Below are 13,968 nucleotides of genomic sequence, written 5' to 3' on the forward strand. Positions count from 1 at the left end.
CTCGTGGGCTCGGCGTCGGCTATGAGCGTTCGGGAACCCACGCTCCATCATCCTGCGCCCACCGGTCTGCGGCTTGCCGCGCCAGTCGATGGCCCGCCCCAGTGCTTGGAGCCGTCGACGCACATCGCGTTGTTGCGTGATCACCTGGTCGACGTGCTCCGGCTGCGCGCGTACGACTCGTTCGAGGTCGTGGCGTTTCCACCGAGGATCTGGGTGATCTCCCGTAGGGGCATTCCGAGCCGGCGCAACTCGATGATCCGGTAGAGCTTGCCCTCGTCGTCGGCGGTGTAGAGGCGGTGCCTGGCCTGCGACGGTCAGGCAGGAGGACCAAGCCGTCATCTCGAGGCCACATGCCCCCAGATGGGCAGTAATGTGTGCCGGTGCTGACACTGCCCTTCAGCCGCGATCCCGATACCCCGAGCAGGTAGCCGACGATGGGTAGCAACCACGCGCACGGCCCGGCGGCCCGGTCCTCGCCCGGCGCCGTCCGGGCGACCCTGGCCGTGCTGATCCCGCTCGCGCTGGCCACACTGGCGGCACTGGTCTGGTTGTGGCCGGACGACCGCGAGTCCAGTCCTGCCCAGTCGGGCGCCCGGCAACAGCAGGTGGCGGGAACGATCCTTTCCGTCACCTACAAGCGATGTCCCGTGGTCGGCACGCCCCCGGCAGAGGGCTCCGGCAACGGCAAACCCAAAGGCCGTACGCCCGCACGCTGCGGGGACGCCCAAGTCGAACTGACCTCGGGTCCGCGGTCCGGCCAAGTCGTCACCACCGAGCTACCGAGTGGCCCCGGGTCCAGCAGGTACGGGCCCGGGGACGACATCGTGCTGATCGAGATGGCGGGCGAGGCCGGCACCACCGGCACTTACCAGATCTCCGATCACGAACGCTCCGTCCCGCTGTGGATCGTCGGCGCCGCGTTCGTCATCACCGTGATCGCGTTCGGCCGCCTACGAGGGCTGACCGCGTTGATCGGCCTGGGCATCACCTTCGCGCTGCTGCTGCTGTTCCTGATCCCCGCCATCCTGGCCGGGAGCCCGCCACTGCTGGTCGCCATCGTCTGCGCGGCGGCGATCATCCTGGCCGTGCTGTTCCTCACGCACGGCTTCAGCGTGCCCACGGCGATCGCCGTCGTAGGGACGCTCCTGTGCCTCGCCCTCACCGGCCTGCTCGCGACGGTGGCCATCGACCTCACCCATCTCAGCGGAATCACCGACGACAGCTCGCTCTACCTGGACATCGACTACAACATCAACACCAAGGGCCTGCTGCTGGCCAGCATCATCATCGGCTCCCTCGGCGTGCTCGACGACGTCACCGTGACCCAGGCGGTCACCGTCACCGAACTCGCCCGCGCCAACCCGTCCTACGGCTTCTTCCGGCTCTACCGTGCCGCCACCCGCGTCGGCCGGGCGCACATCGCCTCGGTCATCAACACGATCATCCTGGCCTACGCCGGAGCCTCCCTACCGCTGCTGCTGATGTTCAACATCGGCGACATGCCACTCGGCCAAGCCCTGACCAGCCCGGTGCTCGCCCAAGAGATCGTCCGCGCCGTCGCCGGAACACTCGGCCTCATCGCCGCCGTGCCCGTCACCACAGCCCTCGCCGCCTGGGCGGGCTCCCGCAGATCCGGCGACGCGCCCGACGCGACGTCAGGCCACGAACCGGCCGCTCCACCTTCCCCGACGACCACCCGCGCCCGAGCGTTCGCCCTGTACGAGGACCACGACGAGCCGATGTGGCCGACCCCCAAGGGCTCTCCGCCCTCCTCGGCCACCTGACCCGGCGTCGACAGGCACTGCAAGCAGCAGCTCAAGAGCCGAGAGGTCACGGTGTCGGAAGGATGCGTCCGACGGCCTACGCTCGCGGGTGCCCTGCGCTGGACCAGGCGCGCTCCCGCGGACCGGGCGAAGAAATTCGTCCTGCACAACCAGCGGCTGTACGGCCTGGCCGACCGCACCCTGCGCCGCACAGCCAAGTGGCGCTCGCGCGGCTGAACGAGCATCGACGATCGTGCCGTTCATCCAACCTGAGCGATCACCACACGAACGTGGAGACCAGGCCCAGAGCGGCGCAGGCGCCGAGGGTGCGCAGCACGCTCCACCGCAGCCGGAAGATCATGATGAGGGCGGCGAGCGTGATGACCAGCGCGGTGGGCCGCCAGGTACTCAGGTCGGGTACCTCCAGGTGAACCGGCCCCCAGTCGTGGTCGTCGGTGGTGCGGAAGAGGGTGTGCAGGGCGAAGTAGAGCGCGAGGTTGGCGATGACGCCGACGACGGCGGCGGTGATGCCGGTGAGGGCCGCCGAGATCGACTTGTTGCCGCGGAGCCGTTCGACCGACGGGGCGCCGAGGAAGATGAACACGAAGCAGGGCACGAAGGTGACCCAGGTGGTCAGCAGCGCGCCGAGCAGGGCGGCGGCCCAGGGGTTGAGGTCTCCGGGGTCGCGGTAGGCGCCGACGAACGCGACGAACTGCACGACCATGATGAGGGGGCCGGGCGTGGTCTCGGCCAACGCCAGACCGCGGACCATCTCGCCGGGGTTGAGCCAGCCGTAGGTGTGCACAGCGCTTTGGGCGACGTAGGCGAGCACGGCGTAGGCGCCGCCGAACGTGACCAGAGCGGCGCCGGAGAAGTACAGGCCTTGAGTGGTGAACACGCTGCCGGTGCCAGTGGCGGCGGCCACGATGGCCAGCGGGATGCCCCAGGCGGCCAGGCCGATCGCCAGGACCTTGAAAGCCCGGCGCCAGCTGGGCGGTTCGTGGTGCAGGGCGTCATCGGAGATCAGCGGCGCCGGGCCGCCGTCGCCGCCGTGTCCCTTCTTGGCGGTGAAGATGTGCGGGCGGACGCGCGCCAACAGCCACCCGGCCAGGGCAGCCACGGCGATCACGACGGGGAACGGAACACCGAACACCGCCAGCGCGGCGAACGAGGCCACTGCCAGCACGATCAGAACGGGATGGGTGAGCGAACGACGCCCCACGCGGATGACGGCTTGGGCGACGATGGCGAGCACGGCCGGAGCCAGCCCGGCGAACACGCCGGTGACCAGCGTGGTGGTGCCCCAGCCGACATAGATGGCCGACAAGGCCAGCAGCGCCAGCACACCGGGCAGGACGAACAGGGTGCCCGCCACCAGGCCTCCGCGGGTGCCGTTGAGCAGCCAGCCGACATAGATGGCCAGCTGCTGGGCCTCGGGGCCGGGCAGCAGCATGCAGTACGAGAGGGCGTGGTTGAAGCGTTGCTGCCCGATCCAGCGGCGTTCCTCCACGAGCGTGCGTTGCATGACGGCGATCTGTCCGGCGGGGCCGCCGAAGGTCTGCAGCGAGATGGCGAACCACGTCCGCACCGCCTGCCGGAACGGCACCACGTCGGAGGTGCCCCCAGGTTCGATCGCCGGGCTGGACGCCGGCGGTGTGTGCTCGGTGGTCATGCGGAGTCCCGTCCCAGCAGTGTGGCGCGGCGGATGTATTCGTACAGCGGTTCGGTGAGCTCGACAATCCGTTCGTCGTCGCAGACCATCGACAGCCCTCGCAGCGCGACGTCGAATCCGACCGCCTCGGGAGCGTCGTAGCGCTCGTCGTCCAAGTCGGCCTCGTGCACGATCTCGGCGATCCGCCACAGGACCGGATCGGCCAGGTCGTAGCGCCGCAGGATGGCCTCGAAGCTGCAGTCGCCGCCGTGGTGTCCGAGGTCGGCGCCGCGCCTGTCGAACGGGGTCGCGTCGTCAGGCACCTCAGCGGGATCGGCGACGAACTCGGCCGGCTGGTCGAGGTGGCGGCGGATCAGCCATGCGCATGCCGCCCGGTCGATGTGGATCCCGGCACGGGTGGCCCACCTCATGCCGTCTCCTCCCGTGCGTGTACCTGCTCCGCGGTGTCGTGGCCCACGAGGGCTTGCACCGCCGTCCTGGCCTGCTCACGTTCGGGCGGAGGGAAGTAGTCGCGGCGCCCGATCCGGCGGAGCTCGGCGCGCAGCCGGCGGACGGCCGCCTGGCGCTCCGCTGACCCGGAGCGGGTGGTCTCGGCGGCATCGGCCGCCTGCCTCTTGACGGTGTCGTACTCCTCGGCCCGCGTGGCCGCCATCTGCTTGGTCAGCTCTCGTTCCTGCAGCGCCGACGTCGGCCGGGCGAGCCAGATGGTGGCGTTGCCGCCGGCGTCGGTCACCTCGTCAGCGATCCATTCCAGGTGCTCGCGGGTGCGCGCGTCGGCGGGGAGCGCGACCAGACCGTCCGAGATCTGCGCGACTCCCAGGCGCCTGAGCTTGCGCCACACGCTGATGCGCGGCGTCGAGGGCTCACGGGGCAGCCGGTATGACAGCAACACCCACTCCCCTGGCTTGTCCCTGGCGAGCATCGGTCGCCTCCCGGCCTGAACCCCAATCCGAACGCCGCAATGTAACCACGGTTACATCTCACCGTAAAAACGCAGAGATGGCGACAAGTTGCGGTGCACGGGCGCATGCAGTTCTCCGTAACTGTCAGGCCGGAGTGGCGAGCTCGGGTCCGGCAGGCTGAGGTAGGCCGCGAAGTCAGCCAGTTGCTGATGAACGTAGGCAACGATCTACCCGGTCGCCGCCTGGTGGGTGCTGTCGATGATCTCGGCGCGCCAGTTCCGCTCAGCGGTCATGCCGGACGACGAGCGACTCGAACCAGGCATCTCCGCCCTCATGCTGAACACCCTCGTCAACCCCGCCGACTGAGAGGAACTCACCCATCGCGCCATGCCTCCGTTGGCGCGGTGGGCCCTTCCGCCTGTCCACGCCCTTGTCGGGCTGAAGTCCGCTGTCAGGAGGTGTGGTGGCCTTGTAGTACGGCGTGGTGGTCGGTTCCGTCGTGACTGTCGGGGTCGGTGTGGATGGTGGCCGCGCGCAGGCGGGGCAGGTCATGGATGAGCCGGTGTTCGGCGTCGACCGCCACGGCATGTGCTTGGGCGAGTGTCAGGTCCGGCGCCAGGACGATGTCGGTCTCGGCTCGCAAGGCGTGGCCGACCCAGCGCAATCGGACACGGCCGACCCGGCGGACGCCGTCCACCTGGGCCAGGATCTGTTCGGCCTCGGCGACCAGCGCGGGGTCCACCGCGTCCATCAGCCGGTGGTAGATCTCCCTGATCGCGTCCCGCAGCACGAAGCAGATCGCGACCGTGATGAGGAGTCCGATGATCGGGTCGGCGATCGGGTAGCCGAGTGCCGCTCCGGCGGCGCCGAAGAGGACCGCGAGTGAGGTGAAGCCGTCGGTGCGCGCATGCAGGCCGTCGGCGACCAGGGCCGCCGAGCCGATCTCGCGGCCCGCCTTGATCCGGTAGCGGGCCACCCACTCGTTGCCGAGGAAGCCGATCACGGCCGCGGCGGCGACCCACCAGAGCGCGCGAACGTCCTGCGGGTCGACCAGACGACGGAACGCCTCGTACCCCGCCAGCGCCGCCGATCCCGCGATGATGACCACGATGACCAACCCGGCGAGATCCTCCGCCCGCCCATACCCGTAGGTGAACCGCCGCGTGGCCGCCCGCCGCCCGATGAGAAACGCGATGGCCAGCGGCACCGCGGTCAACGCGTCCGCCACGTTGTGCAGCGTGTCGCCCAGCAGCGCGACCGAACCCGACGCCACCACGATCACGGCCTGGGCCGCCGCAGTGACCATCAAGATTCCGAACGACAGACCGAGCACACGCAGGCCGCGTCCGCTGGACTCCAGCGCTTCATCGGTCTTGTCGGCACTGTCATGGCTGTGCGGTGTGAGCAGGTGCCTGACCCGGCTCAGCGGTGACCGTCCCCCTGCGACGTCCTGTCCGTGGTCATGATCGTGTCCGTGCGCATGCGAGTGTCCGTGCTCGCGCTCTCCTTTGTGGGTGTCAGACACTGCGAGCCTCCCTTGCGAACGGCGGTCACGGCCAATATATGTAGTCATGTACGCACGCGGCTACAAAGCAGGTGCCAACCCATTGCAACAGCAACCATCGAGCGCTCAAATCGAAGCGGCCACGGCCGCCTTCCGCATGCTCGCCGACGGCACGCGCCTGCGGCTGATGTGGCTTCTGACCTCGGAGGAGTACGACGTCACATCGCTGGCGTCAGAGCTGGACGTCGCGCGTCCCCTGGTCTCGCAGCACCTCGCCAAACTGCGCCTGACAGGTTTGGTGCACACCCGTCGAGACGGCCGCAGAGTGCTCTACCGAGCCCGCGATACCCACGTACGAGCACTCATCACCGAAGCCCTCTTCCATGCGGGCCATGAGGTGAGCGGTAAGCCTCGCCATGACGACTGAACGACCGACAGGCCACGCGCCAGGTCGAGGGCGGTACCAGTGAGCAGGTTCCCGGCCAGGATGATTGACGAACAGCATATGGGCCGGACGGCCGAAGGGTCCGAGTCCGGCGAAGGTGGTCTTCATTCGGAGCACTCCCACGCTCCAGCCGCCTGCGCGCCCACACAGCTTCGGCCGGATTGGCCCAGTGCACCTCGGAGTACGACTCGTACGCGACATTGCGCGGGTAGATGCTGGAACCCAGCCCACGCATCAACCGGGGCCGGTCCGGCTGCCCGAACACTGTGGAACCGATCGAGTCCACGCGCAGCTCCGGCAACCGTTCGCGCAGCACGCGCTACACCGGCACTGTGGCCACCGGTTCGCACCGCGCACACCAGCACGTCGATCCGCCGGAACCGTTCCAGCAGCTCGTGCGCCAGCGAGGCGTACGCCTCGACGTTGTCGGGGTTGTTGTACTGATCAGGGCAGTACGCACCGGGAACCTCCGCCACGAGCTCGGCCACCCGTAGCCGCCGGGCGTCCTGCAGGGGCTCCATACCCGGATCACCCACCGGCACGATTGGATGCCCGTACGCCATGCCGGCCATGGCCAGTCCCAGACCGAAGGTGCCGCTGGTCGAGGGTGCGCCCGGTCGCAGCCGACCAGATCGGCTAGCCGGGGGCATGGCCATCACGCGATCGGCCTCGACAGTGAACGGGACATTGAGCGGCTCGCGCGCAGGCAGAGCGTTGATCGAGTTGTCCATCGTGGTTCCCCGAAAAGGGCACGCCTGAGCGGTACATGGCGCGGAGCCCGCCGAGCGAGCCGGATCGTCATGAACGGCTCATGGGCATGCACGGACACCACGCACCCGAGCACGCCCGAAGAGGACGCTCACGTCCCGGAGACACCCTCCCCGCTTGGGGGACGGCCATCGACTTGCCCTCTCTGGTCGGAGGCATGCAATGATAGCGATAACGGTTTTCATTTTGCTGCCGAGGAGAGAGCATGACCGCACCCCCCGGATACGGTCCGCCAGCGGAGGCGTCTCCGTCGATCGCGACCTGAACGGCGGGATCTCGTGGAGGACCACGCTCGCGACCTGCTGGCGCGTGGCATCACCGTGACACCTCGGCGCCTCCAGGTGCTGGCGGCATTGGCCCGGCAGTCCGGGCCGAGGAGCGCGAACGAGCTGCACGTTGACCTGCGGACGCATGGGACCCGGGTCGGCCTGACGACCGTCTATCGCACCCTGGCCGTGCTCAGCCGGACCGATCTCGTGCACGCCATGGAGCTCGACGGCGAGACCGTGTACTTGCGCTGCGGCGAGCGCCGGCACGCCCATCTCGTCTGCCGGGCCTGCGGGTTCGTCTTGCATGCGGACGTGGCACGGCTGGACACGCCCGAGACCTTCCGGGTGGAGGAGGTCTACGGGACCTGCGGCTCCTGCCTCCAGGAAAGCCAGGGATGACGACACATCGAAGGAGCAGCATGGAGCACGGACGACACGCCGTCGTCATCGGTGGCGGCATCGCGGGACTGACGGCTGCCGTCGCCTTGAACGACCACTTCTCGCGCGTGACCGTTGTCGAGCGCGACGCACTTCCTGGCGTTCCCGCCTTTCGGTCCGGCGTGCCGCAGAGCCGGCATCTGCATTCGCTGATGGGAGCGGGTGAACGTGCGCTCGGAGACCTGATGCCCGGCTTCAGCGACGAGTTGTACGCCGCGGGTGCCGTTCCTCTCAGGACCCCGTACGACCATCTGTGGCTCAGCCCGGCAGGCTGGTGCCACCGGTTCGCGCCCTCCCACACGGTGGCGTCGGCGAGCCGGGAACTCGTCGAGTGGGTGATCCGTGGCCGCGCGGAGCGGTCGGGCGTCCAGATCATCCAACGCTTGGAGACCGTGGCGTTGACCGCGGAGGGCCGTGCGGTGACCGGGGTTCGGGTTCGTCCGCGTGACGGCGGCGATGAGCGCGAGATCACGGCCGACGTGGTGGTGGACGCGTCGGGCCGCCGTTCCAATGCGGACGACTGGCTGGTCTCCCTTGGCTTCGGCGAGCCCGAGGTGACTCGCGTCGACTCGCGGCCGGGGTACAGCAGCCGCTACTACGCCATCCCCGACGGCTTCGCCGACGAGTGGCGGGTGATCTCGATCCAGCCGGGGCCGTCGCAGCCGTTGCGGGGCGGGGCGCTCGTGCCGGTCGAGGGCGGACGCTGGCTGGTCTCGCTGTACGGATACCTCGACGACCATCCGCCGACGGACGAGGCGGCGTTCCTCGACTTCGCCGCGAGCCTCCGGCATCCGGTGCTCTACGACACCGTACGGAATGCCGAGGCCCTCGGACCGATTCACGGCTTCCGCCACATGGCCAACGAACGGCGTCACTACGAGGCTCTTCCGGCGTGGCCCGAAGGCTTCCTGGTGGTCGGGGACGCGGCGTGCGCGGTCAACCCCGTCTATGCGCAGGGCATGTCGATGGCCGCCATGACCGCCCGCACGCTCAAGCGCCTCCTCGCCGAGGGAGTCCGCGACGCGGCCACGCTCCAGAAGGAGGTCGCTGCCGGCAACGAGCGGGCGTGGCAGGTCGCCGTCGGCGCGGACCGGGCGTATCTGGGTGAGGCTCCCATGGACCAGGAGTCCCGCCGGACCGGCGAGCACATGCGGCGGCTGCTGGAGCTCGCCATGGTGGACGCGACCGTGAACAAGACGTTCTTCGACGTCATGATGATGCTCGCGGAACCGGATGAGCTGTCCGGCCCCGAGATGACCGCCCGGTTGGCGCAGGGCCCCGGCAGGCCGCTGTGACCTCGTTGGGCGAACGGGCTCACGAGGCCGGGATCGCGGCGTTGAACTCGACGCTCCTCACAGGGCTGCGTCCGGCTGTGCGACAGCTCGACCTCGCGGTGCTCACGGGAATCGCGGCCTTTCTCGGCGAGGCGGGCGGCGCCCCAAGCGACGTGGCCCCGCGCCACGCGTGGATTCCAGGGCACTGGCGGGCGGCCCTGGCCGCCGAAGGAATGCCGGCACCGGATGGCCGCGTGCGCCGCTACCGGAGGGCCGAGCTCATCACGGTACGGAAGACGATCGACGCGGCCCGGCAGGCGCTGGGATATCCGCCCGAGCTGACGCGGTATCTGCTCGATTCCCTGCGGCATCTACCCGAGCTGCTGAACGACCAGGTCAGTCCGCAGTCGCTGCTGTTCCCGAACGGTGATCTGGACACGGCGGCCGCGGCCTACCGCGACAACAGCATCAACCGCTACCTCAACGCGGCGGCCGTGGAGGTGACCCGTGGGCTGATGCGAGACCGGGTCCTCGAGCTCGGAGCGGGCACCGGTTCTCTTACCGCGGACCTCCTTCCGGTCATGGACGGCCGCGCCATCGACTACGTCTTCACCGATCTGTCGGCCTTCTTCCTGGAGTCCGCACGCGAACGGTTCGGACGGCACCGGTTCCTGCGCTTCGAGGTCGTGGATTTCAACCAGGACCTGTCCGACCCGTTCGCCCCCGCGTCGTTCGATCTCGTGATCGCCGTCAACGCCGCTCACAACGCGCTGCATACCGGCGACCTGCTGGCACAGATCCGGAATGTGCTGGCTCCGGATGGATCTCTGGTCCTCATCGAGACCTGTCACGAGCACCACCAGTCGCTGGTCTCGATGCCGTTCCTGTTGTCGGGACGGAAGGAACGGCGCGACCACCGTGCGGGCACCGCCCGCACCTATCTGACCCACACCGAATGGCTGCGGGCGCTGGAGACGGCCGGGCTGAAACCCGTGGTCGACCTGCCGCACCCTGACCATCCCCTGTCCGCGTTCTCCCAGCGTCTCTTCGTCGCACACCGCTGAACGAAACGGAGTGGAAAGCCGATGACCCCCCTGACCGAATCCCCCGCCGAGCCGGACGTGACGGCCGAGCTCAACGCGATCTGGGGCGAGCTGCTCGGCCTCGATCCGGCGGAGATCGCGCCCGACGCGAGCTTCCTGCGGCTCGGCGGCGACTCGGTGCTGGCCGTACGGATGTCCGCCCTGGTCCGCAAGCGCCTGGCGGTGGAGCTCGCGCTGTCGGACGTCACCGTGGAGATCACTCTGGCCGCTCTGGCGGATCTGGTCGCGCGCCGGGCGGCCGGCGGTGCGGCGGTCCGCGCCCTGCCGGTCGAGATCCGGCGCCGGGCGGATCCCGAGGCGGCGTTCCCGCTGATGCCGCTGCAGCAGGGCTACTTCGTCGGCCAGCACGACGGATGGGAGCTCTCGTACGAGTCCGCGCACTTCTATGGCGACGTCGGGCTGACCAACGTGGACCCGGAGGAGGCCGCCGAGGCGTTGGAGGACGCCCTGCAACGCCTGGCCCTCCACCAGCCCATGTTGCGCGCCCGCATCACCGCGGACGGCTCGCAGCACATCCTGCCTCCCGACGCTCCCGGCGCGATCCCCCTGCCCCGCGTCTACGACCTTCGCGAGGCGGACGATGCGGAGCGACGCCGCACGCTGGCGAACATCCGGCACGAGATGAGCACCACCGGCCCGAATCCGCTCGCCGGACCTGGGATCGACATCCGGCTGAGCCTCCTGCCGGGAGGGCGCGGCCGGCTGCACACGGCGATGAGCCTGCTCACCATGGACGGCTGGTCCGCGACGCTCCTCAACCGCGAACTGCTCGTGCTCGCCGCGGACTGGAACGCGGTGCTCGCGCCGCTGGAGGTCGATTTCGGCGACTACGTCACCTCTCTGGATCGCCTGCGCCACACCGAGCCGTGGTCGGCGGATCGGGACTGGTGGTGGGAGCGGCTCGATGACGCGCCGCCACCGCCCGCACTGTCGCTGCGGGCCGACCCGCGCGACGTACGGCCGACGACCATGGGGACCCGTGAGGCGCGCCTGTCCCCCGAACGCTGGACGAGGCTGCGCGAACAGTGCGCCGAGCGCGGCGTCACCCCGTCCGCGGCGATGCTGGCGGCTTTCGGGGTCGTGCTCTCCCGCTGGGCGGGGCACCGCCGCATGCTCCTCAATTCCCTGCAGCTCAACCGGCTCCCCCTGCATCCCGACATCCACCGGGTCGTCGGCGCGTTCGCCGCCACGATGCTGCTCCCCGTCGAGCTCGGAACGGGTCGTACCTTCGCCGAGCTGGCGACCGCGGCGCATCGGCTCCTCACCGAGAGCACCGCGCACAACCTCGTCTCCGGCGTCGAGGTCTCCCGCGAGCTGGCACGACGCCGCGGCACGACCCGCCCGATCGGCCCGGTCGTCTTCCAGAGCACGCTCGGCATGGACGCGGCGGTCGGCGAGGCCCAGGCCGCCTCCGCCGGGCCGCTCGGCGACCTGGAGTTCGCCGACTTCTACCACCAGCTGCGTACCCCGCAGGTGGCGCTGGAGGTGCGGTTCTACGAGATGCTCGACGAGATGGCGATCGTGTTCTCCCTGGTCGAGGAGCTGTTCGACGCCGGTGAGGTGGACGGCGCGCACGCCGGGCTCGTCCGGCTGGTCGAGTCGCTGGCCGACGGGGCGGGCTGGGACCAGGTCGTCGACCTGCCCGCCGCTCTCGACGCCGCCGAAGACTCCGGCACCACCCTGGCCCGGCTGCCCGAACGCGGCGTCTCGCCCGAGGCCGGCCCACCCCGCGACGAGCTGGAACAGCGGATCAGCCTGTTGTGGGAAGAACTTTTGGGCGTGCCGGTGCTGGACCGGGCGGCCGCGTTCTTCACCTTGGGCGGCGACTCCCTGCTGGCCGTACGGGCTCTGGCACGACTGGCCAAGGAGGTCGAGAGCGTTCCCAGCGTCCGCGACTTCCTCGACGCGCCCACCGTCGCGGGCCTGGCGGCGGCCGTCCGGGCCAGGGCCGGGCGATGACGGTGATCGGGGTGCTCGGCGGCGCGGGCACCGTGGGGCGGGTGGTCGCGGACCGCCTCGGTGCCCACACGCTTCGTGTCGGCGGCCGCGCCCTGGACCGCGCGGCCGCGGCGTGCACCACTCCGGATTCGACGCCGATGCGGGTCGACCTGCACGATCCGCACAGCCTCGCGGAGTTCTGCTCGGGATGCGAGGTCGTCGTCAACTGCGCCGGACCGTCTTACCAGGTCCTCGATCTGGTGGCACGCGCCGCCCTGACGGCCGGAGCGCACTACGTCGACGCCGCGGGAGACCTGGTCGCGCTCGACGCCCTCGGCGACCCGCCAGGTCACCGTGCCGCGGTGTTCTCGGCCGGTCTCATGCCTGGACTGTCGGGGCTGCTTCCCCGGTTGCTCGCCACCGGGCCGCTGGCCCGGCTGGACATCTATGTCGGAGGCGCCGCCCGGATCGGTGAGCTGTCGGCGGTGGACGCCCTGCTGACGCGGGGCCCGCGGTTCGGCCTGGCCCTGGCGGCCTGGCGCGATGGCGAGATCGTGCCCGGCGCTCTCAAGCCGCTGCGGTCCGTCTCGCTGCCCGGATTCCGCGGGCAGGTTCACGCCTGGCCGTTCCTGTCGGCCGAGACGTCGAGGCTGGCGGCGGAGCTCGATATCGGCGAACTGCGCAACCACACCGTCTATGTCACCGAGAGCGTCCCGCGTGCCCTTGCCGCCGCCTGGGCCGACGACGGCCCGCTCGAACGCCACGTTCCCGAGGTCGTCGCCGCGGCCGAGGCCGACCTCGCGGCCACCGGCCCCTACTACACGATGTTGTTCCAGGCGGTGCCGCGCGACCCGGTGCCCGGCGTGCCGCGACGCCTGATCCTGCGGACGCCCGACTCCTATGCGCTGAGCGGCGTCGTCGCCGCCCTCACCGCCATCGACGTCCTGGACGGCCGCATCAAGCCGGGTGCCCATCTCGCGGCCGAGGTCCTCGACCCGTCCGCCGTGCTCGACCGGTTGCGCTCCGACCCACTGGTCACCGGCGTCGAGCTGCTCTGAAAGGAAGAAAATCGATGAACGAGGCCGCGCCGGTCCGTGACCTGCCGAACTCCGCGACCGGCCCTACGCCAGCGCCCGCCGCAGCGCCGCGATGACCGCGTGGCGCTGCGGCACCAGGTAGAAATGGCCGCCCCGGAAGACCCGGACCTCCGCGGGTCCCTGCGTGACGCGGCGCCAGCCGGACGCCTCGGCCACCGTGAGATCCGGGTCGGCATCGCCGAGGAACACCGATACCGGGCATCCCAGCGGCGGCAGATCGCGGGCTCGGTAGGTCTCGATCAGCCGGTAGTCCTCGCGGACGTACTTCAGGATCATCGCGCGCAGGCCCCGGCTCTCCAGCACCTCCGGAGTGGTGCCGCCGAGCCTCATCAGTTCCTTGTGCAGCCCGTCGTCATCGAGCCGGTGCACCTGCCCGCCCCGTTCGTCGTGCGGTGCCTCCCTGCCCGAGACCACCAGGCGAACGGGCTCGGGGGCGCCTCGCGCGACCAGCGCGTGCACGAGTTCATAGGCCACCGTCGCGCCCATGCTGTGCCCGAACAGCGCGTAGCGACCGTGTGCCAGCGGCATGGCGGCGTCAGCCAGCGTGTCGACCAGTGCCCCCAGATTCTCCGGGAACGGATCACCCAGCCGGTCCTCGCGGCCCGGGTACTGGACCGCATGCAGTTCGATCTCCGGCGGAAGCCGCTCCGGCCACGGCGCGTACATGCTCGCCCCGCCGCCGCCGTGGGGAAGGCAGATCAGCCTCAGTGCGGCCCCAGGACGGGGAACGAAACAGCGCAAACTCGACTCAGTCATGATAATCGTTTTCATATCAGATTTCGGCCTAGGAGGGCG

15 protein-coding genes are annotated in these 13,968 nt (G+C 69.9%); 8 read left to right on the forward strand and 7 right to left on the reverse strand.

The annotated features are described in order from the left end of the window. Positions 1-140 precede the first annotated feature (140 nt). Complete coding sequence (locus ABD333_RS47665; protein WP_410557139.1) at positions 141-257, reverse strand: hypothetical protein; 117 nt, start codon at positions 255-257, stop codon at positions 141-143. A gap of 177 nt (positions 258-434) precedes the next feature. Here ABD333_RS47665 and ABD333_RS36005 point away from each other — a divergent pair, with 177 nt between their 5' ends. Beyond that, the gene (locus ABD333_RS36005; RefSeq protein WP_344547047.1) at positions 435-1,784 is read left to right on the forward strand and encodes a YibE/F family protein; all 1,350 of its coding nucleotides are present in this window, start codon (positions 435-437) and stop codon (positions 1,782-1,784) included. Positions 1,785-1,835: 51 nt separating this feature from the next. Continuing rightward, on the forward strand, positions 1,836-2,000 hold the full coding sequence (locus ABD333_RS36010; RefSeq protein WP_344547048.1) for a hypothetical protein: 165 nt from the start codon (positions 1,836-1,838) through the stop codon (positions 1,998-2,000). Between the two features lie 40 nt (positions 2,001-2,040). On the opposite strand, the gene chrA is transcribed toward ABD333_RS36010, so the two are convergent. From chrA to ABD333_RS36030, 4 genes are all read right to left on the reverse strand, one after another. Beyond that, positions 2,041-3,435: a chromate efflux transporter gene (gene chrA / locus ABD333_RS36015; RefSeq protein WP_344547049.1), complete on the reverse strand. Its 1,395-nt coding sequence runs from the start codon at positions 3,433-3,435 to the stop codon at positions 2,041-2,043. After that, positions 3,432-3,845 (reverse strand): chromate resistance protein ChrB domain-containing protein, encoded by a 414-nt coding sequence (locus ABD333_RS36020; RefSeq protein ID WP_344547050.1) that lies wholly within the window; start codon positions 3,843-3,845, stop codon positions 3,432-3,434. The genes chrA and ABD333_RS36020 overlap by 4 nt, the downstream gene beginning before the upstream one ends. Then, positions 3,842-4,357: a Chromate resistance protein ChrB gene (locus ABD333_RS36025; RefSeq protein WP_344547051.1), complete on the reverse strand. Its 516-nt coding sequence runs from the start codon at positions 4,355-4,357 to the stop codon at positions 3,842-3,844. Before ABD333_RS36025 ends, ABD333_RS36020 begins: the two co-directional genes overlap by 4 nt. A gap of 431 nt (positions 4,358-4,788) precedes the next feature. After that, the gene (locus ABD333_RS36030; RefSeq protein ID WP_344547052.1) at positions 4,789-5,862 is read right to left on the reverse strand and encodes a cation diffusion facilitator family transporter; all 1,074 of its coding nucleotides are present in this window, start codon (positions 5,860-5,862) and stop codon (positions 4,789-4,791) included. 46 nt (positions 5,863-5,908) lie between these two features. On the opposite strand from ABD333_RS36030, the gene ABD333_RS36035 reads away from it, so the two are divergent. Then, positions 5,909-6,268 carry an ArsR/SmtB family transcription factor gene (locus ABD333_RS36035; RefSeq protein ID WP_344547053.1) on the forward strand — a complete coding sequence of 120 codons (360 nt, stop codon included), beginning with the start codon at positions 5,909-5,911 and terminating at the stop codon, positions 6,266-6,268. Positions 6,269-6,390: 122 nt separating this feature from the next. Here ABD333_RS36035 and ABD333_RS36040 read toward each other — a convergent pair whose 3' ends face one another. Continuing rightward, on the reverse strand, positions 6,391-7,017 hold the full coding sequence (locus tag ABD333_RS36040) for a pyridoxal-phosphate dependent enzyme (RefSeq protein ID WP_344547054.1): 627 nt from the start codon (positions 7,015-7,017) through the stop codon (positions 6,391-6,393). Positions 7,018-7,332: 315 nt separating this feature from the next. Between ABD333_RS36040 and ABD333_RS36045 the strand changes: the two genes are divergently transcribed. Genes ABD333_RS36045 through ABD333_RS36065 form a run of 5 tightly spaced genes read left to right on the forward strand, consistent with a single transcriptional unit; the run spans position 7,333 to position 13,134 of the window. Further along, complete coding sequence (locus ABD333_RS36045) at positions 7,333-7,722, forward strand: Fur family transcriptional regulator (protein WP_344547055.1); 390 nt, start codon at positions 7,333-7,335, stop codon at positions 7,720-7,722. 20 nt (positions 7,723-7,742) lie between these two features. Next, positions 7,743-9,056: an NAD(P)/FAD-dependent oxidoreductase gene (locus ABD333_RS36050; RefSeq protein ID WP_344547057.1), complete on the forward strand. Its 1,314-nt coding sequence runs from the start codon at positions 7,743-7,745 to the stop codon at positions 9,054-9,056. Beyond that, positions 9,053-10,099: a class I SAM-dependent methyltransferase gene (locus ABD333_RS36055; RefSeq protein WP_344547058.1), complete on the forward strand. Its 1,047-nt coding sequence runs from the start codon at positions 9,053-9,055 to the stop codon at positions 10,097-10,099. The genes ABD333_RS36050 and ABD333_RS36055 overlap by 4 nt, the downstream gene beginning before the upstream one ends. 21 nt (positions 10,100-10,120) lie before the next feature. Next, complete coding sequence (locus tag ABD333_RS36060) at positions 10,121-12,097, forward strand: phosphopantetheine-binding protein (RefSeq protein WP_344547059.1); 1,977 nt, start codon at positions 10,121-10,123, stop codon at positions 12,095-12,097. Next, positions 12,094-13,134, forward strand: a complete 1,041-nt coding sequence (locus ABD333_RS36065) for a saccharopine dehydrogenase NADP-binding domain-containing protein (protein ID WP_344547060.1) — start codon at positions 12,094-12,096, stop codon at positions 13,132-13,134. Before ABD333_RS36060 ends, ABD333_RS36065 begins: the two co-directional genes overlap by 4 nt. A 63-nt stretch (positions 13,135-13,197) precedes the next feature. On the opposite strand, the gene ABD333_RS36070 is transcribed toward ABD333_RS36065, so the two are convergent. Continuing rightward, a complete protein-coding gene (locus ABD333_RS36070) occupies positions 13,198-13,929 on the reverse strand; it encodes a thioesterase II family protein (RefSeq protein ID WP_344547061.1) in 732 nt (243 codons plus the stop codon). Positions 13,930-13,968 lie beyond the last annotated feature (39 nt).

This window comes from Actinomadura fulvescens (genome assembly GCF_039533225.1).
GTDB lineage: Bacteria > Actinomycetota > Actinomycetes > Streptosporangiales > Streptosporangiaceae > Spirillospora > Spirillospora fulvescens.

Coding starts and splice junctions, on each gene's coding strand:
- chrA (WP_344547049.1), bottom strand. CDS start 3,435: ATGACCACCGAGCACACACCGCCGGCGTCCAGCCCGGCGATCGAACCT.
- ABD333_RS36040 (WP_344547054.1), bottom strand. CDS start 7,017: ATGGACAACTCGATCAACGCTCTGCCTGCGCGCGAGCCGCTCAATGTC.
- ABD333_RS36025 (WP_344547051.1), bottom strand. CDS start 4,357: ATGCTCGCCAGGGACAAGCCAGGGGAGTGGGTGTTGCTGTCATACCGG.
- ABD333_RS36005 (WP_344547047.1), top strand. CDS start 435: ATGGGTAGCAACCACGCGCACGGCCCGGCGGCCCGGTCCTCGCCCGGC.
- ABD333_RS36020 (WP_344547050.1), bottom strand. CDS start 3,845: ATGAGGTGGGCCACCCGTGCCGGGATCCACATCGACCGGGCGGCATGC.
- ABD333_RS36035 (WP_344547053.1), top strand. CDS start 5,909: ATGTACGCACGCGGCTACAAAGCAGGTGCCAACCCATTGCAACAGCAA.
- ABD333_RS36070 (WP_344547061.1), bottom strand. CDS start 13,929: ATGACTGAGTCGAGTTTGCGCTGTTTCGTTCCCCGTCCTGGGGCCGCA.
- ABD333_RS36060 (WP_344547059.1), top strand. CDS start 10,121: ATGACCCCCCTGACCGAATCCCCCGCCGAGCCGGACGTGACGGCCGAG.
- ABD333_RS36050 (WP_344547057.1), top strand. CDS start 7,743: ATGGAGCACGGACGACACGCCGTCGTCATCGGTGGCGGCATCGCGGGA.
- ABD333_RS36065 (WP_344547060.1), top strand. CDS start 12,094: ATGACGGTGATCGGGGTGCTCGGCGGCGCGGGCACCGTGGGGCGGGTG.